This is a genomic window from Microcoleus sp. B7-D4 (assembly GCF_036705125.1).
In the GTDB taxonomy this organism is placed as follows: domain Bacteria; phylum Cyanobacteriota; class Cyanobacteriia; order Cyanobacteriales; family Microcoleaceae; genus Microcoleus.
In genome coordinates, this window is sequence record NZ_JAUBTT010000032.1 from 56,126 (window position 1) to 72,899 (window position 16,774).

Below are 16,774 nucleotides of genomic sequence, written 5' to 3' on the forward strand. Positions count from 1 at the left end.
TGCGCTCTATTAGTAAGGGCAGGTTGAGGGCTAATAATTTTTGCACAAAACCTGCCCTTGCTAGGTTTTAAAGTCACAACTATTGATAATTTACGATCGGCTTTTTCTCAACCGAATTGCTAATCTTAAATATCCACTTAATGGAGTTAATGGAGGCGTTTTGATATGACAACTACTGCTTCTGCTTCCGGCCACACCGGCCAGTTTCCCTTCGACTTTGCCCCGCAGCGGACTCAAGATGCTGATTTGTTGCGACAACTCAATTTTGTGCCCGGTTTGAAGGAAGTCTTGACTTTGCGCCAAGTTCATGCTTTGGAACACGCTACTGTTTGGGTACTAAGCCAATCCTTTGGTGCGACGACAGGAAGAACCGATAATGAGTTATTGGGCGGAATGTCCACAGACCAAGGGTTTTATCTTTATGGTCACGTTAACATTGCACAGTTGCGTCAGGCAGTGCGCGAGGCTTTGCAGCGGATTGCCAGCGGAGAGTGGGATTTAGCTGTACATCCCCGCTGTGGCACGAATTTGTCGGTGGCAATGCTGCTAACGGCAGGACTTGCTGTTGGCATCAATTTAGCCCTGCCTCGCGGGCCGATTCTACAACTTTTAGGTTTGGGTGCAGCGGCTGCGGCTGCGGCTCAGTTAGCCCCTGATGTGGGAGCTCTGGCTCAGCGGTACGTCACCACTGCTATTCCGTTTAATTTGAGTGTTGTTGATATTACTGTAAGTCACGACTTCTGGGGACGCGAAGCTCATTTTGTGCGGGTGCGTTGGGTTGAATAGCTGCACAGTATCAAGCCCACCTCAAACAACAGAATACCCAGATCCCCGACTTTTTTAAGAATTCGGGGATCTGACAGAAACCTCCTAAATGCGATCGGGATCTACTCCTAATTCTCGCAACCTCGCCGCCAATCTTTCCGCCCGTTGGCGCTGCTCATCAGCTTGCTGCTCAAGTTCCTGGAACCGAGCTTGTTCTGCTTTAATCAACCCTTCAACTAATGGCGGAGACAGTATTTCATTCACTGATAATGTCAGATTAGGAAATACTACAGACACTATTTGTTGCCCCGCCCTAAAATCAGTCTGCGTATAGATGTCTTCCCCTTCAGGAAAGGCTAAAACTCGCACCAATTCCTTGTTAGGTGTAGGGTCAACAATTACATATTCAGGTACGTTAGCTAGTTCGTACTCAGCTCGTTTAATCACATAATCTGCGCGCCGATTTTGACTCACTACTTCTATGACTAACAGGGGCTTTTCCTCAAAATCGAGGATACCAGAACCTGGTCTAGCACCAGCTTGTTCCAAAAGACTTTGAGTGCAAACAACTACATCAGGAATCCGAGATGTATCTTCTTCTGTTCTTACTCCCAGACCTGTTTTTGCTACTAAGTCAAGATTGTGTTCAGCTAGGTAACGCTGCAATTTGTAAACTAAATATTCGCAAATTTTGATATGTAAAACTGTGGCGGTTGGCATCGGAATTAATTTGCCTTTGTACAGTTCATATTGTAGATCGGAATCAGTTTGATAAAATCGGTATTCTTCAAAGGTTAAGGTTGGTGAAGTATCAATTTGCTTTGATTCAACAACTGGCACTACAGATTGAGACATATCTTTTCACCGATGTCGATATAATTCTATTATATTCAATCTGCCTCGCTCTGGGTGCATTTCCGGTTAAAAATTCCCATTTATCGATCGCACTTGCCAGCAGAATTGTCAGAGAATAGTTGAATAGTGTAAAATCAACTTTGCGATCGCCCCGACAACTCGACATCACCCTTCCTTACACCATCCGAGTTCCTATGTCAATCAAAAAGATTCTTTCCATAGCGCTGTTAATTTTTATCCCCATTTCCATCGCCGCTGAGTATTTGCACTGGGGTTCCCTCGCAGTTTTCATCACATCCGCTTTAGGCATTATACCTCTGGCGATTTGGTTGAGCACAGCAACAGAAGAAGTGGCGATCGTTACAGGCCCCTCCATAGGCGGCTTATTAAATGCAGTCTTCGGCAATGCTACGGAATTAATTATTGCCATAGTTGCCCTGAAAGCCGGCTTAATTGACATTGTGAAAGCCAGCATAACCGGTACAATTATCAGCAACTTGCTCTTAGTCATGGGATTTTCCATGCTGCTAGGAGGAATCCGCTACAAAGAACAGGAATTTAAGCCAATAATCGCGCGGGTGAACGGTTCCACAATGACTCTAGCAGTGATTGCAATTCTGCTGCCGACAATGGTAATTTACACCTCTAATGGAGTCGAACCCGCAGCCATTCAGAATCTTTCCTTAATAACTGCGATCGTCCTAATTGCAGTTTATGCTTTAACTCTGCTATTTTCATTAAAAACCCACAGCTATCTTTACGATGTTGGCTTAGTAGAACTAGAGTCAGAAAATCCTCAAAATACCAAAGAAGAATCTACTACGCACAAACCGAATTTGTGGTTGTGGATAGGGGTGCTAGTTGCCTCAACTGTTGCCGTTGCTTTTGAATCAGAAATTTTCGTTGGTGTTGTCGAAGAAACTACCAAAGGATTGGGATTGACGCCGCTGTTTACAGGGGTAATTCTGTTGCCGATTGTTGGCGGCGCGGCTGAATATGTAACTGCGGTGGGAGTTGCGATGAAAAACAATATGGATTTGTCAGTTTCTGTCGCAATGGGTTCGAGTTTGCTAGTTGCTTTGCTGGTAGCGCCGGTGTTGGTGATTATCGGATTAGTGATTCATCAGCCGATGGATTTAAACTTCAATCCGTTTGAAGTAGTTGCAGTTGCCATCGCCGTGACAATTGCGAATCTAATCAGTATCGACGGGCGCTCTAATTGGCTCGAAGGAGTGCTGCTTTTAGCAACATATATTGTGTTAGGAGCGGCATTCTACTTTCACCCCATTACTTGATTTTCGCGGAACAGGCACTCCGACCTGTTCCACAAAAACTCAATTTTCTTAACTGGTTCCTAGGCTGTGCCTGGGAACCGATGTAAGCGAGGCTCTGCCTCGTTTGCTTTCATGAAAATTGGAGGCAGAGCCTCCGGATCTGCGTTACCAGGCTCTGCCTGGTAACGAGTAATTCCGAATCTCAAAAGGACACTTTAGTGCTAAATAGCGTCCGGGTCTATTCCCATCTCCCGCAAGCGCGCCGCCAGTCTGTCAGCTTGCTGTAATCGAGATTGTTCTTGTCTGATTAAATCTTCGACAAGTGGGGGAGAGAGAATTTGATCCACTGATAAAATCAAATCTGGAAACTGTAAAGACACGATGTTTTGCCCAGGGAAAAAATTCGCTTGTTCGTAAGCAGTCTCATTTTCCGGCAAAGTTACAACTCTGACCCTAGTCCGGTTAGGTTTAGGGTCTGCCATCCAATATTCCGGCACTCCAGCATTTTCGTATTCTGCTCTTTTTGTCACGTAATCTTGACGCTCGTTTTGGCTGACAACTTCAACAATTAACACTGGCGTTTCATCTAAATCGAAGACGCCAGCACCAGGTCTGGCAAGCAGTTGTTCCCAAAGACTTTGAGTACAAACAATCACATCAGGAATCCGCGAGGAATTCTCTTCCGTTCTCACTCCCACATTAGTTTTTGCCACCAAATCGAGATTGTGTTCAGCTAAGTAACGCTGCAATATGTAAACTAAGAATTCGCAGATGCTTGCGTGTAAAGCCGTTGCGGCTGCCATCGGTATTAATTTTCCCCTGTGAAGTTCGTAGAGAACGTCAGGTTCTCCCTCATAGACAAGATATTCTTCAAAAGTTAAGGTGGGCGAAGCATCAACTCGATCGGTTTCCGAAACAGGTAAAACAGACTGAGACATATTTATCCGCGCTCCGGTTTTAGTTCTCTTAATTAATTTTAGCCTCTCTTCTTTTATTCCTCTGGGGTTAATTAAAAGAATTAGGTATTTTTCAAGCAGTTACGGACAGCGACACTGTTGAACAGGAAAACACTCTCGTCGGCAACTTCTTTTTCGGCCTTTACTGTCGCGACAATCAGATGTATCCCGACATTCTACCTGATCTTGACAAATTTGCTGACGGGGAAAAGTACCTAAGTTCTGTATAGAAACTTCAGCCGTAAGCGCACCCTGTTCTCTAACTTGGTCATTTTCTTTAATTTCATAGAGAAACTTATTTTCTCCCTCTAAAACCGAAAAAGTTCTTGTTTTATGACTGTTACCCAACTTAAATGCAAAATCCTCGGAAAACTCGCCTTTGTCGTAACTTCTGTCGGTGTAGGGATAGGGGTTAGTTTCCATGCCATCAGTCACATTTTTAATCATCACCCTCCTGTTAGGGGCCGGAGGAGTTTTGCTGGAGACAAATCGAGCGCTTTGCGAATCAGGGGAGAAGACAGTACCAGCACACGCACCTACATATTCAGTGCGCTTAAATTGAATCAAATTAATATTAAAAGCGTTTTCGTTTTTGACCCTAAATTGTGCTTCGCTCGTCTGCTGGGCGCTAACTGTGAAAGCTGCTAGCGTCAAAAAAAAAGCCCCCACCAAAATAGCTAGGAATTTGATTTGTGGCCTCCCCGTAATAAATCTGGCGTGTTTCATCTCTCTATACCTCTCAGGTGAATAGATAGCATTTTGTTTAGAAGTTATCTTAACTTGAGAGCTGATGTGTTGTCAAAGTAGATCGAATATAGCAATCCTAAATGATTCAGATACATTTGTAGGGGTAGTGCTACCCCTACTCCCCGTGCCTACCCCCTATCTATCGGGCAACCACGGGGGGATTGCCCCTACAATAATTATGCAAATGATTTAGGATTGCTATAGGTTTATAGTGAGAACTTGAGTCTTTGATGCTGAGTTTCCAAAGGAAGGGCGGAAGTTATGACTGTGAACTTTTTAGAGTCAGGAATGAAGTCCTGATTACTGAGATGTTGCACTATTGTCAATAAGCCTTTTATGAACGGGCTCTCCGGCCCGTTCCACAAGAAAATCTACTCTTTGTGGAACAGGCATCTTGCCTGTTCCTAAACAAGTAGTTGAGAATGGTGCAATATCTAAGGAGTACGAACTTAACTACCAAGTTACTCGATCGCGCCATCTCTCTAAAATCTTGTCCCCGACTCCCTGTACCCGTGCCACATCCTCCAAAGAGGTAAAACGTTGCTGTTGCCGCGCTGCAATAATTCTCTCGGCTAACTTCGGGCCAACCCCAGGCAAGGTTTCTAATTCTTCCTGAGTCGCTGCATTCAAATTAACTAACTTTTTACCCGCACCAATTTGAGGTTTAGCACTCGTAGTTTTTGATGCTGCTTGTAGTGAATCACACTCTTTTTTCTTAGCATCAATTCTCTGTTTGATTCGGGCGGGAATTCCCATGATTGCACCTTTGTAAAGCCGATCGAACTCCCGCTCAAAATGGGCCGCAACAGTGGGACTCTCGATCGCCAGCAGCGTCTCGTCATTCCCGTGATTTGCCACCTCACTCCAGTTGTGAGAACCTGTAAGCACTGTTTTGCCGTCCACAACGCCGAATTTGTGGTGCAGGCGATCGCCCATTGGTAACAGCGGCACTCCCACCGTAGTCAGCGGCTTTCTCCAAGGGCGATTGTCAGCTTCTAACTTACAATCTTGGATGAAAGTCGCACCCATCATATCCAAACCTTCACTGTAAGAGCGATAAATAAAATTAGAGTCAATTAAAGCTCGCACCGCAACTCCCCGGCTAGCTTCAATTTCCAAAGTATTGGACAACCGCTGAGCCGAAAATACAAACAATGCCAAATCAACCGACTTTTTCGCACTACCCAAATTTCGATTTATCAAACTGTTAACGCTTTTTTCCCAAGGCAAAGTCTGGGAAGTCGGCGAAAATTGCACCGCCACTGTCGAATTCCCTACTCTTACTTTTTGCACTTGACGAAACGGCTTTTTGATGCCAAACTTGCTGTCCGGTTTGCCTCCGGGCCCGTCGCCCCACATGATGTTAAATTCTTGAGTAAATAGTTGCCCTATTTGAGCATTTTCAATTTTCAGCAAATTGTTCGCATTGCCGCGACTTGCGGCTGTCTTGAAATCGCCATGTATATCGCTTGTGGTAAAATTAGCCGAAGTGACGATTACCGTTTTGCCGTCAATTACCACAAATTTGTGGTGCATCAAACCGCTGCCTTTACTGCCGTCAGCAGTATCGTCAATTACAGGAATACCCGCATCCTTGACAATTACCAAAGCATCATTTTGCTTGATTTCCTCGGCGCTTAATTTACCGTCTTTATTGCGATCGGCAAGTTGCACAAATTCGCTATAACGATCGCGCTCTCTTTCCGGTAATTTCGCCAACTCCTGAGCTGTAAAATCGCTCCAAGGGCGACTATACATATGTTCGACAATTAATCTCACTTTAATTCCCGATCGCTGTCGATCGGCCAAAACCCTCGCAATACCGGGCAAGCGAAACTCCTGAACCGCAACATCTACCGTCGATCCAGCACTAGCGATCGCCACTGCGATCGAGTTTTCTAAATCATCTCCGGGTCTAGTTTGCTGGCGGTAAGGCTCTGTATAACTCGAAGCGATCGACTGATTGAAGTATACTTGCAACAAGGGGTCTTGAGGCAATGGAGCCAGACTGAGAGGTAAATTCTGCACGTCTTGCTTTGTTTGTCCGCAGCCCGCCAGATTGATCGCCACCAGCCCAGCACAACAGAAACCGAGTAAATGATAATACAATACAGCCACAAAATTTTAAAAAATATAGAGGTTATTAGCCATCCCACAGTTCAAACCTATTCGATCAAGTAAAGTTACAACCTATTAAATTTATGCAAGGGAATAGATTTTACGTCTTGTAGAACTGCCTCGATGCCGGAAGCATCACTGGTAGGGTAGCAGCATTCAGGGGCGTGGGTCAAACCCTATACCGCTGCTTTATGGCTAAAAGAAAAAGAATTTTTCCGTGCGGTCACAAAGGATATGGTAAAGCGTGCCATCGCTGCACGCAAGAGTTGGTGGCGCAGCAGCAGTACGTTGAAGTGCTGACACAAAAACAAACCAAAAAACAAGAGAGGGAAGCATCATTTGCTAGAGATATCATCGATCTCAGAGGTCTGCCCGACCACGTAGTCACTAAAGCCCGAGCAATTATAGCAGCTTTGGGCGAAAATAAGAATTACAGAGATTTCGGCGGCAAACGCCTGCGTCACAACCGTTTGATAATCAGTATTCCTGTAACTCGCAACTACAGAATGCTTTGTGAAGATTGCGGCACTTTCTTAACTCCCCAAAAAGTTTTGTCGCACGAAGACTACAACGTCTGCAAACCAGGAAGTTAGTTATCAGTCATTAGTCATTAGTCATTAGTCATTAGTCCTTAGTCATTAGTTATTTAAAATCATGCAAATTTACCTCGACTATAGCGCCACAACGCCCGCACGCCCAGAAGCGATTCAAGCCATGCAAAAAGCCCTGACTCAGCAGTGGGGCAATCCTTCGAGTTTGCACGAGTGGGGACAAAGGGCGGCGACAGCTTTAGAATTAGCAAGAATGCAGGTTGCTAGCTTGATTAACGCGCTACCGGAATCGATGATTTTTACCAGTGGCGGCACTGAAGCGAACAATTTGGCAATTATGGGAATTGCGCGTCTTTATACAAAGCCACAGCATATCATTATCTCCAGCGTAGAGCATTCCGCAGTAGCAGAACCGGCACGACAACTCGAACAGTTGGGATGGGAAGTGACGCGCCTACCAGTGGATAAATTGGGGCGAATTCACCCTTTGGATTTGCAAGAGTCGCTGCGATCGAATACAGTGTTAATTTCAATCATTTACGGACAAAGCGAAGTAGGCACGCTGCAACCAATTGAGGCATTAGGACAAATTGCGCGCGATCGCAATATCATGTTTCATACCGATGCAGTTCAAGTGGTCGGCAAGCTGCAAGTAGACGTGCAGAAACTTCCCGTAGACTTGCTTTCGGTTTCCAGTCACAAACTGTACGGGCCGCAAGGTGCGGGGGCGCTTTACGTGCGTCCGGGAGTAGAATTAGTGCCAATGTTAGGCGGTGGTGGCCAAGAATTGAAACTGCGTTCCGGGACACAAGCGCTGCCGGCAATCGTCGGTTTTGGGGTGGCTGCAGAGTTAGCATTGCAGGAAATAGATGTGGAAACGCCGAGGTTAATTGCATTGCGCGATCGGCTTTTTGACCGATTATCCCACGTACCCAGTTTAGTACCAACTGGCGATCGATATTGTCGGCTGCCGCACCACGTCAGTTTTTGCATAGTCTCCCCTTCCTCCCGCCCTTATCAACAGAGAGATACAGGGCGAATAACAGGCAAAACTCTAGTGCGGCAGCTAAATTTAGCAGGAATTGGCATTAGTTCCGGTTCTGCTTGTAGCAGCGGCCAACTAACTCCTAGTCCGATATTATTAGCAATGGGATATGACGAAATCGGTGCCGTTGGTGGAATTCGGTTGAGTCTGGGACGAGAAACCACAGAAGCGGATATTGATTGGACAGTAATTGCGATCGAGCAAATTTTGGATAGATTAATGCCCAAAGTAGCATTATCTAGGCGTTAGCATGAAAATCTGCGGTTAAAATTCCAAATAAACCGGGTGTTTACGATTTTTATCGACTGTAATGAAGTATCTCCCAAAAACCCGGTTTCTGGCCACCCGCGCACAATCAAAATGATTTTTCATACATCCTGTAGGGGCGGGTTCACCAACCATAATTGCCTGAAATAAACAATCTAAAAAACCCGCCCCCACCCAACCAAAAATCATCATTTACATTTGGGCGATGCGAGGCAAATTTTAGGCTGATGTGGGTTATAGGTGGTGGCAGGGCGGGTTTATATAGATGGTTGGTAATTGTTATATATGGTTGGCGAACCCGCCCCTACAAAATATGGTAAAATTATGCTAAAATAAATCCCGGTGTTATTCACAACTCCCCAACAATCATCATTTACATTTGGGCGATGCGAGGCAAATTTTAGGTTGACGTGGGTTATAGGTGGTGGGAGGGTGGGTTTATATAGATGGTTGGTAATTGTTATATATGGTTGGCGAATCCGCCCCTACAAAATATCGTAAAATTATGCTAAAATCAATTCCGGTGTTATTCACAACTCCCCACAATGGAAGAAAACCGCGCCCAAGCCTATCTGCAATTAATTCACACTCTCCTGAATTGCCCGAACGGAGAGGAACCGCAGATTTTACAGGATAACTCCGAATTACTCGATCGCGGATTTATGGAAACCTGCGAGTTAGTAGCATCAACCTTAGCAGAACAAGGAGGGGAGAATGGCGCTAATTTCCTGCGAAATCTAGCCAGTCAGCTATGGCCACTCATCGAGATGAACGATCAGGGAAATAGCGAGAACTCTCAAGGCGAAAATTCCCAAGAGTATGCAAATTTTTTCATAGAATTATTGCAAGCAGAACAAGATAGCAATAGCGATATTGCAGTAATTTACCCAATGCTAGAGCAACGGCAACATCTCCTGAATGCCAGTTTTTCCGAGACTTTACAGCAAGTAAGTCAGAAGTTAATTACTGGCGAAAATGCCCCAACAATTAGCTCAATTATCGGTCTGATTGAAAATTTGAGTAGTCATATTAGTGAGTTTCCGAGTGGGAATAAAGGGAATAATATTGAAATTGCCATTGCGGGTTATCAAATAGTTTTAAATAATCGGGAGCCCGGTAGCGAAAAATGGACGCAAACCCAAAATAATCTGGCTACAGCTTACAATAACAGAGTCAACATTTCGGGGGCGGAAAATCTGTAACGGGCGAGCCCATATTAGACTCCTTACACAATTGTCTAGCATCCCATAATCCCTTTAATCTGCTCTACAAGCTGTGACACCAATCCCAAGGAAATACCAGCGGCCCCTAACTGTGCTGCTATTGTAGCCGCTATGGATTCAAGTGTTGCACCAGTCATAATCATCTCTACGATTGTGCTTGCCATAAATACCATTGTAATTGCACTAGCTGGAACCAAAACTACCAGCGCTCCGACCATTCCTGTTACTGCGGCAACAATGAGCATAAACTCACTTGGATTAGGGTTGTTGCATAGTGTCGCGAATAAACCTAGTCCTGTCAAGTTATTAACTTGTAACAAAGGTAAAAAAATAGTCATTTTGAATGTCTACCAAACATTATCTATTCAATATGATAGTATCTAGCCTCCAAGTTTAGCAACCCTACTTAACTAGCACCAGGGCGAGCGTCGCCCACCCCGCCGAGTCTACCGAAAATTCCCCCAAAAAACTCTATCGCACTTTATAACGCGGCTTTAACAGTCTATACCCTTGAGGATTTCTCGTTCAAGAACGTACTAACCTTAAATAGCCTGGGCTGGGCTTATCTGGCAAAACTAGACCACATCTACCGAGAAAAACCAGAAGACACAAACCAAAGGGCACAAACCAGGCGGTTGAAACCGCCTCTACACAAACTGTCATCCACTCCAAGCGAACTCAGAGATAATTCAAAAGTGTTGAAATCCTCGATCGAGCTTTAATACAATATCAGGATAAATGCCGCTGCTATCAGTCAACCAGATATCCGTGCTATCCGTAGCGGTTCCCACAATCGCGGCTGCGTTTCCTATTTTTTCTACTAATAACTGAGCATTTGCGATCGGCAAAAACAGCACTAACTCGAAATCTTCGCCGCCGTATAATGCCCAATCTAAAGCTTGTTCTGGTGATACGATTTCGCTGAAAATATCGGGAATTGGTAGTTTTGTGCGATCGATCTTTGCGCCAACACAGCTAGCCCGACAAATTTGAATAATCGCATCAGCTAAACCGTCGCTGCTGTCCATTCCGGCGATGGAAAACTCACCCGCATAATCTAAAATTTCCCAAACAACCGGCAAAACATCCAGCCTCGGTTTAGGCCGCTGGTGAGCGAGAATTAAAGAAGCTCGATCGACCTTTTCCAGATTTTGCCCGAATTCAGGATTTAACAGCAATTCTAATCCCGCGCGGGAGGCTCCGTGAACCCCAGTAGCAACAATCGCCCAGCCCGATCGCGCATTTGACCGACTAATGGTACGATCGCACTCAACTTGTCCAAAAGCCGTAATCGCCACAGTCACCACGGGCGATCGCACAACATCGCCACCGACGATCGGCGTATCATATTCTTGCAAGCAAGCCGTCATCCCCCGATAAAACTCTTCAACCCACTCCACAGCCGTATCCGCCGCCACAGCGAGGGCTACAGTCACCGCCAGAGGCGTTGCTCCCATCGCAGCCAGATCCGACAAATTTGCCGCTGCGGCGCGCCATCCTGCGTAATAAGGCCCCGTAGTGCGATCGCTAAAATGCACTCCATCCACCAACATATCGGTAGTGATAGCCAGAGATTGGTTGGGATTTGTAGCCATGACAGCGCAATCATCACCCACTATCTCTGCGGGGCAGAATTTTTGCAATATTCTTAAAAGACCTTGTTCACCGATATCTTTAACTTGCATAAATTTGAATTAGTCGATCGCACTTTCTTACCATTCCTTACCCGAACTCGGCGGCAAGCGCAACCTAGGAAACCTATAAAAAGTATCTCCTTCATCATCTACCTCTAAAACCGCCGAAAAAATCTTAACTTGGCGATTTAAATACTGCTGAGCAACTTCAGCCTCAACCCTAGCACTAGCCGCCAGTTGAATCAGCGAAATTTGACTGTTTTGAGTTTCCAACAACTGATAAAAAGCCTCATCCAACCGCTGCTTTTGCTTGTTTTCATTCACATTTTTTACAATCAACAAGCCTGCGAATCCGCCCAAACCCATTACCAATAAAAATTGTAAAATAGCCATATTTTCGATGGAATTCCTAATTTCAATAACGTAACTATAGCGGTTCTCAAGCGTGGTGAGGTATGCCCTATGCCCTATGCCCTATGCCCTATGCCCTATGCCCATGAGTACCTCATCTTTCTGAGAAAGGCTATATAAAAATTATCTCTTCTTCCAGCCTGATTCCGGCGGGCTTTGTCTGTGTAAAAGTGATTTCAATCGCCGTTACCTTTCTTTATTTAGAAAAGATTTCAATGCCTGTCACTATTGATTTTTTCAGCCCGCGCAGGCGGGCTTTGTTTCTGTAAAAGCGATTTCAATCGCCGTCACTTTGGTGTCAAAGCGATTTCAATCGCCCTCATTAATTAAACTTGAGGTCGCACCAAATTTTCGATTCCTTTAACTACCTTAGCAGATACAATCTTGTCTCCCTGCTTCAGTTGCTCCAAAACTTCTTTTCCTTCAATCATGTAACCAAAAACAGCATAGCGGCCGTCCAACAGATTCAGGCCAGCGGGCGTGAGTTCAGGTTCAAACAAGAAAAAGAAAAACTGAGAAGAAGCGCTATCAGGGTCAGTTTCTGTACGGGCCATTGCCACAGTACCGAAAGCAGAAAAAGGCAAAACAGGTTCGTCGCGATAACGCCCCGCATCTTCTAGAGTAATCCCGTAAATAGGTTCTTTTTCCTCCCTGACGAGCACTTCTAGCGGTATATTCCGGTATTTGCCAGTAGCTGGGTCAATAAAACCCTCTTCCTTGCCTTCGGGGTCTCCCGTTTGCAAAACGTAGGATTCTTCCGATCGAATAAACGGCAAACCGTCATAAAAACCTCGATCGACTAAATCCACAAAATTACCAGCCGTAACCGGGGCGCTGTAGCCGTCAACCACAACAGTAATTTCCCCTTTTTCAGTTTGTACAGCCACAGTAGCGCGCCCTTTCAGTTGAGGCAGATTAGCATACTTGGCAGGCACTTCAAACGGAAACTTTGTCACCATCAACTCTTCGATTTCGCCTACGGAACCTAGGATGGTGGCTTTCAAGTCAATCACTTTGTCCCTGTCTTTAGCCTCAACAGCCTTTTCCAGTTGAGCAATTTTCTCCTTGACTCCTGCAACTAGCGCCTCAGCTTGCGGCTTTTTGGCGTCGGGAATACTCTCTAAAAGGTCAGACTCCCGAAGGTTGAGAATCCTGGAAGCCTTGCTGACATCGCTGCTAATGGGCCCCCAACGTTTAGATCGTATGTGGTTGCCAATGTCTTCGAGACTGATTTGCAAATCTCGCACAGTCTGATTGTCAATAGGTAAAGCGAAGCGCAGCAGCGCCCGGCCGTCCGTAATCGCATTCCCTGCAGGCATACTGCTACTGGGGCGTTTGGCATGGGAGACTGCACTGAAACTCAGGGAGAGAGTGAACAGCAAGAGCGCTAAAGCGACGGTTTTGACCCAGCGCTTGCACGTATCGATCGAGAAATTAGGCCAATGCAACATAACTTTAACTTTTATTGCCTCTCTTATCTTCCCACAGCGCTGCCCGCCCGCCTTTGCTGCTACCCATCTAAAGTGTCTGTTGGTTTGGCTAGGGAGGATCTGCCCACTAACAACAGTCAATCGATTTTAGATTTTAGATTTTAGATTTTAGATTTTAGAGGCGACCCCACGGATAAATTCGGGGGTTCCTTTATCGGATACAGGTTTTTTATTTCTGGACGGATGAATCCGGGGGCTTGTATCCTGGATGCTTTCGGTCAACTGACAACAGCCCACTGCCCACTGCCATTAACATTTCAGTACAGCACTTGCTCCCTTTGAACGGTAAAATAAAATGCCAATTGCTTTTTGATGCCGTCAGCTAGACTGCGGCTTTAACCTGACCCGCTCAAAAACGGATACAATCCCCAGACTCCTGTCGTGGAGAGATCAAAATTTTAGACCAAGGTTCAATCTCCCAAATTCATCTGTGGAGTAAATCTAAAATCTAAAATCTAAAATCTAAAATCGACTGACTGTAGTTCCCCCGTGCCCAAAGGCGACGGGATTGCCCACAAAAATTTATATGATCTCCAGTAACGACTTTCGACCAGGTGTTTCAATTGAATGGAATAACGGCGTGTGGCGGGTTATCGAATTCCTCCACGTCAAGCCAGGAAAAGGCTCGGCTTTCGTGCGGACAAAATTAAAAAACGTCCAAACCGGAAACGTAGTAGAACAAACCTTCCGGGCGGGCGAGACTATGCCTCAAGCCAACCTGGAAAAGAGTGTGATGCAGCATACCTATAAAGAGGGCGACGAGTTCGTCTTTATGGATATGGAAACTTACGAGGAAAGTCGCCTCAATGCTAAGCAAATAGGCGATCGTGTCAAGTACCTCAGTGAAGGGATGGAAGTCAGCATCCTGCGCTGGAACGACCAAATCATGGAAGTGGAACTCCCCAACTCTGTCGTCTTGGAAGTGCTGCAAACCGATCCCGGAGTCAAAGGAGATACTGCCACTGGTGGCAGCAAGCCCGCGATCGTCTCCACCGGAGCTCAGGTTATGGTGCCTCTATTTATTTCCATTGGAGAACGGATTCGGATTGATACTCGTGAAGACAAGTACCTCGGCCGAGAGTAGAAACGAGGGAGAAAAAGGGAGTTTTTAGTTTTTAGTTCTGAGTTATGAGTTAAAGAAGTTAAAATTCAATACTCATCGCTCACAGCTTAAAAACTATCCCTTTTGCCTCCAAACTCGGTTAATTCTCCTAGCTTCGCCTGATTCGGAATTTTCAATTTTCAATTTTCAATTTTCAATTCTCAATTACCCTTGAATCTGCTGTGCAACTAGACATAAACCAGCTTTGTGACCTGCTAACTGTATTAGACAAAACTGGCATTTCGGAACTGACATTAAAAAGTGGGGATATTGAACTGACAGTACGCAAAGGCATTCTGGCAAGTTCACCAGGCACCTCTGCTGCGCTCCCTGCTGCCGTGGCGACTGTCGCTCCGATCGCCTTGGGCGCGGTTCCTAGCCCCACCTTAGCGTCACCTCCTGCTGTTGACCAAAATTTAGCAGCGGATCTGGCTGCCCCTGTACCCGTCGCCCCTGTCGCCGCACCTGCTGCCGTACCTGCTTCTGTAGATACGAAATGGGTGCCAATTATCTCGCCGATGGTAGGAACGTTTTATCGCGCTGCTGCTCCTGATGAGCCACCTTTTGTCAATGTGGGCGATCGCATCAAGGTCAGCCAGACAGTCTGTATTATTGAAGCGATGAAGCTGATGAACGAGATCGATGCTGATGAAGTCTCCGGTCAAGTGATGGAAATTTTAGTTCAAAATGGCGAACCTGTCGAATACGGTCAAGTGTTGATGCGAATTAATCCGGATTGAAGGATTACTTTATTGTTATGGACAGAATAAATGCTAATATTTCCCGATCACTTCTCTCCGGTGAGTTTGATGAAGTCATCCCAGCCTGTCCCGCAAGAGGTTGTGCAACAAGTTGCTGAGTATTTCAGTATTTTGAGCGAACCCATGCGTTTACGAATTTTGAACTTGCTTCGCGACGGCGAAAAATGCGTGCAAGAATTGGTGGAAGCTACTCAAACGAGTCAAGCCAATGTTTCTAAGCACCTAAAACTAATGCTCCAAGCTGGTATCCTCACTCGCCGGAGTGAAGGAACTTCAGCTTATTATAAGGTGCAAGACGAGCTAATATTCGAGCTGTGTAATATGGTGTGCGATCGGCTTGCCAGCCGGATCGAACAGCAAGCCCTACACTTTCGGGCATTTAGCCTAACTACGAAGCACTGAAAATTAGTTGCCAGTCCTCAATCCTCAATCCTCAGTCATGAGTCATCAGTTATCAATCCCTACTCTCTGCCTTCAGACCGATGACTAATGACTCCTAACTAATGACTTCTAACTAATGACTCATAATTACTAAAGGGGAAAATTTTTGTCAAAACTTTGGCGGGTACTCGGCTGAGCCACCTCCAAACCTTCGCCACCCAAAAGTTCTAAAGGCTTGCCTTCTACCGAAATCCAAACCTTGGTATTCGGTTGTAAACTCGTAGCCGTATAGATAACTTGCCCTAACCGGCCAGTCATCGAATTGCTCCCTCCCCCGGAAGTAAATTCTGCCGACAAATCGACATAAACTCCGTCATTCTTAACACTCAAACCCCTGAGTTTTGTCCCATTAGGAATTTCGCTAGAAACAGTTGCATCCTTTGGCCCGGCCAACAAACTGTTAAAAGCAGCTTGTAAAGCTGCATCAGGCTTGTCAGCTTGTTTGACAGCTACTTTCGTAGGAACTCCCTCAAATTTGCCGATCGCATCTTTAACCCAGTAGACTTGCACTGTCTGGACATCAGTCTGCGGCAAAGGCTTTGGCTGCGGTGACTTTGGGATCAGAGCGTTAGGCGTCTGAGCTGTAGGCGTCTGAGCTGTAGGCGTCTGAGCTGTAGGCGTCTGAGCTGTAGGCACTTGTACAGGATTTGGAGGGGGTACGGGGATAATTACAGCAGGAGATTCCGCAGGACTTGGGGACAGCGGCGGAGCCGTAGTTTGAGCAGAAGACTGCGTATCTGCGGGGCTGGGCGAACGGTTCGCTGTCCACCAGGCAATGCCCCCTCCCGTTAGTAAAGCCAACCCGCAAACACCGGCAATGACGGCTGTGGAGACGCGGCGTACTTCTTGTCCATCTTTCATAATACAAATTCTCCTTACAGATAGAGCGCTTGGGACGGTGAGGAGCGACTCTTGATCAGCTACATTTGTCTATGGTTAGATTCTGGAATTGACACAATTGCATTGCTGCTAGCGAACACTTTATAGCAAGCCCAACATATTCTGAATCCGACTATTGGAATCCTAGACCATAATATAAGATTTCGCCGTGGAGTATGTCACCAAAAAACTGGGTCTGAAGCCCCGTCCTTATAGGACGGCTTTACATTGAATTAAATCCCCTTTCGGGGTCGG

17 protein-coding genes are annotated in these 16,774 nt (G+C 45.8%); 8 read left to right on the forward strand and 9 right to left on the reverse strand.

The annotated features are described in order from the left end of the window. Nucleotides 1-165: 165 nt before the first annotated feature. Nucleotides 166-786 carry a DUF6391 domain-containing protein gene (locus tag QUB12_RS14930; protein WP_333307348.1) on the forward strand — a complete coding sequence of 207 codons (621 nt, stop codon included), beginning with the start codon at nucleotides 166-168 and terminating at the stop codon, nucleotides 784-786. An 84-nt stretch (nucleotides 787-870) separates the two neighbouring features. Here the strand turns inward: QUB12_RS14930 and QUB12_RS14935 are convergent, their stop codons facing one another. Continuing rightward, nucleotides 871-1,620, reverse strand: coding sequence for a Uma2 family endonuclease (locus QUB12_RS14935; protein WP_333143332.1), 750 nt, complete (start codon nucleotides 1,618-1,620; stop codon nucleotides 871-873). 194 nt (nucleotides 1,621-1,814) lie between these two features. Here QUB12_RS14935 and cax point away from each other — a divergent pair, with 194 nt between their 5' ends. Further along, nucleotides 1,815-2,915 carry a calcium/proton exchanger gene (gene cax / locus QUB12_RS14940; RefSeq protein WP_333143346.1) on the forward strand — a complete coding sequence of 367 codons (1,101 nt, stop codon included), beginning with the start codon at nucleotides 1,815-1,817 and terminating at the stop codon, nucleotides 2,913-2,915. Nucleotides 2,916-3,115: 200 nt separating this feature from the next. Here cax and QUB12_RS14945 read toward each other — a convergent pair whose 3' ends face one another. The 3 genes from QUB12_RS14945 to QUB12_RS14955 form a co-directional block, all read right to left on the reverse strand. Further along, entirely contained in the window at nucleotides 3,116-3,832 is a 717-nt protein-coding gene (locus tag QUB12_RS14945) for a Uma2 family endonuclease (RefSeq protein WP_333143333.1), read from the reverse strand. A 99-nt stretch (nucleotides 3,833-3,931) separates the two neighbouring features. Then, nucleotides 3,932-4,576 (reverse strand): hypothetical protein, encoded by a 645-nt coding sequence (locus QUB12_RS14950; RefSeq protein WP_333143334.1) that lies wholly within the window; start codon nucleotides 4,574-4,576, stop codon nucleotides 3,932-3,934. A 474-nt stretch (nucleotides 4,577-5,050) separates the two neighbouring features. Beyond that, nucleotides 5,051-6,715, reverse strand: coding sequence for a DUF655 domain-containing protein (locus QUB12_RS14955; protein WP_333307351.1), 1,665 nt, complete (start codon nucleotides 6,713-6,715; stop codon nucleotides 5,051-5,053). Between the two features lie 191 nt (nucleotides 6,716-6,906). Here QUB12_RS14955 and QUB12_RS14960 point away from each other — a divergent pair, with 191 nt between their 5' ends. From QUB12_RS14960 to QUB12_RS14970, 3 genes are all read left to right on the forward strand, one after another. Beyond that, the gene (locus tag QUB12_RS14960) at nucleotides 6,907-7,308 is read left to right on the forward strand and encodes a DUF7682 family zinc-binding protein (RefSeq protein WP_333143337.1); all 402 of its coding nucleotides are present in this window, start codon (nucleotides 6,907-6,909) and stop codon (nucleotides 7,306-7,308) included. A 61-nt stretch (nucleotides 7,309-7,369) separates the two neighbouring features. Beyond that, the gene (locus QUB12_RS14965) at nucleotides 7,370-8,560 is read left to right on the forward strand and encodes a cysteine desulfurase family protein (protein WP_333143338.1); all 1,191 of its coding nucleotides are present in this window, start codon (nucleotides 7,370-7,372) and stop codon (nucleotides 8,558-8,560) included. Between the two features lie 563 nt (nucleotides 8,561-9,123). Further along, entirely contained in the window at nucleotides 9,124-9,780 is a 657-nt protein-coding gene (locus tag QUB12_RS14970; protein ID WP_333143339.1) for a hypothetical protein, read from the forward strand. Nucleotides 9,781-9,815: 35 nt separating this feature from the next. Here the strand turns inward: QUB12_RS14970 and QUB12_RS14975 are convergent, their stop codons facing one another. From QUB12_RS14975 to QUB12_RS14990, 4 genes are all read right to left on the reverse strand, one after another. After that, a complete protein-coding gene (locus QUB12_RS14975) occupies nucleotides 9,816-10,139 on the reverse strand; it encodes a hypothetical protein (RefSeq protein WP_333143340.1) in 324 nt (107 codons plus the stop codon). 351 nt (nucleotides 10,140-10,490) lie between these two features. After that, nucleotides 10,491-11,486, reverse strand: coding sequence for a thiamine-phosphate kinase (gene thiL / locus QUB12_RS14980; protein WP_333143341.1), 996 nt, complete (start codon nucleotides 11,484-11,486; stop codon nucleotides 10,491-10,493). A 27-nt stretch (nucleotides 11,487-11,513) separates the two neighbouring features. Further along, the gene (locus tag QUB12_RS14985) at nucleotides 11,514-11,828 is read right to left on the reverse strand and encodes a hypothetical protein (RefSeq protein ID WP_333143342.1); all 315 of its coding nucleotides are present in this window, start codon (nucleotides 11,826-11,828) and stop codon (nucleotides 11,514-11,516) included. A 344-nt stretch (nucleotides 11,829-12,172) separates the two neighbouring features. Next, on the reverse strand, nucleotides 12,173-13,297 hold the full coding sequence (locus QUB12_RS14990) for a peptidylprolyl isomerase (protein WP_333143347.1): 1,125 nt from the start codon (nucleotides 13,295-13,297) through the stop codon (nucleotides 12,173-12,175). Nucleotides 13,298-13,862: 565 nt separating this feature from the next. Here QUB12_RS14990 and efp point away from each other — a divergent pair. The 3 genes from efp (at nucleotide 13,863) to QUB12_RS15005 (ending at nucleotide 15,601) form a co-directional block, all read left to right on the forward strand. Next, nucleotides 13,863-14,420: an elongation factor P gene (gene efp, locus QUB12_RS14995; RefSeq protein WP_333058573.1), complete on the forward strand. Its 558-nt coding sequence runs from the start codon at nucleotides 13,863-13,865 to the stop codon at nucleotides 14,418-14,420. A 200-nt stretch (nucleotides 14,421-14,620) separates the two neighbouring features. Then, a complete protein-coding gene (gene accB / locus QUB12_RS15000; protein ID WP_333143343.1) occupies nucleotides 14,621-15,178 on the forward strand; it encodes an acetyl-CoA carboxylase biotin carboxyl carrier protein in 558 nt (185 codons plus the stop codon). A gap of 30 nt (nucleotides 15,179-15,208) precedes the next feature. After that, nucleotides 15,209-15,601, forward strand: a complete 393-nt coding sequence (locus QUB12_RS15005; protein WP_006631662.1) for an ArsR/SmtB family transcription factor — start codon at nucleotides 15,209-15,211, stop codon at nucleotides 15,599-15,601. A gap of 129 nt (nucleotides 15,602-15,730) precedes the next feature. Here the strand turns inward: QUB12_RS15005 and QUB12_RS15010 are convergent, their stop codons facing one another. After that, a complete protein-coding gene (locus QUB12_RS15010; RefSeq protein ID WP_333143344.1) occupies nucleotides 15,731-16,501 on the reverse strand; it encodes a GerMN domain-containing protein in 771 nt (256 codons plus the stop codon). Nucleotides 16,502-16,774 lie beyond the last annotated feature (273 nt).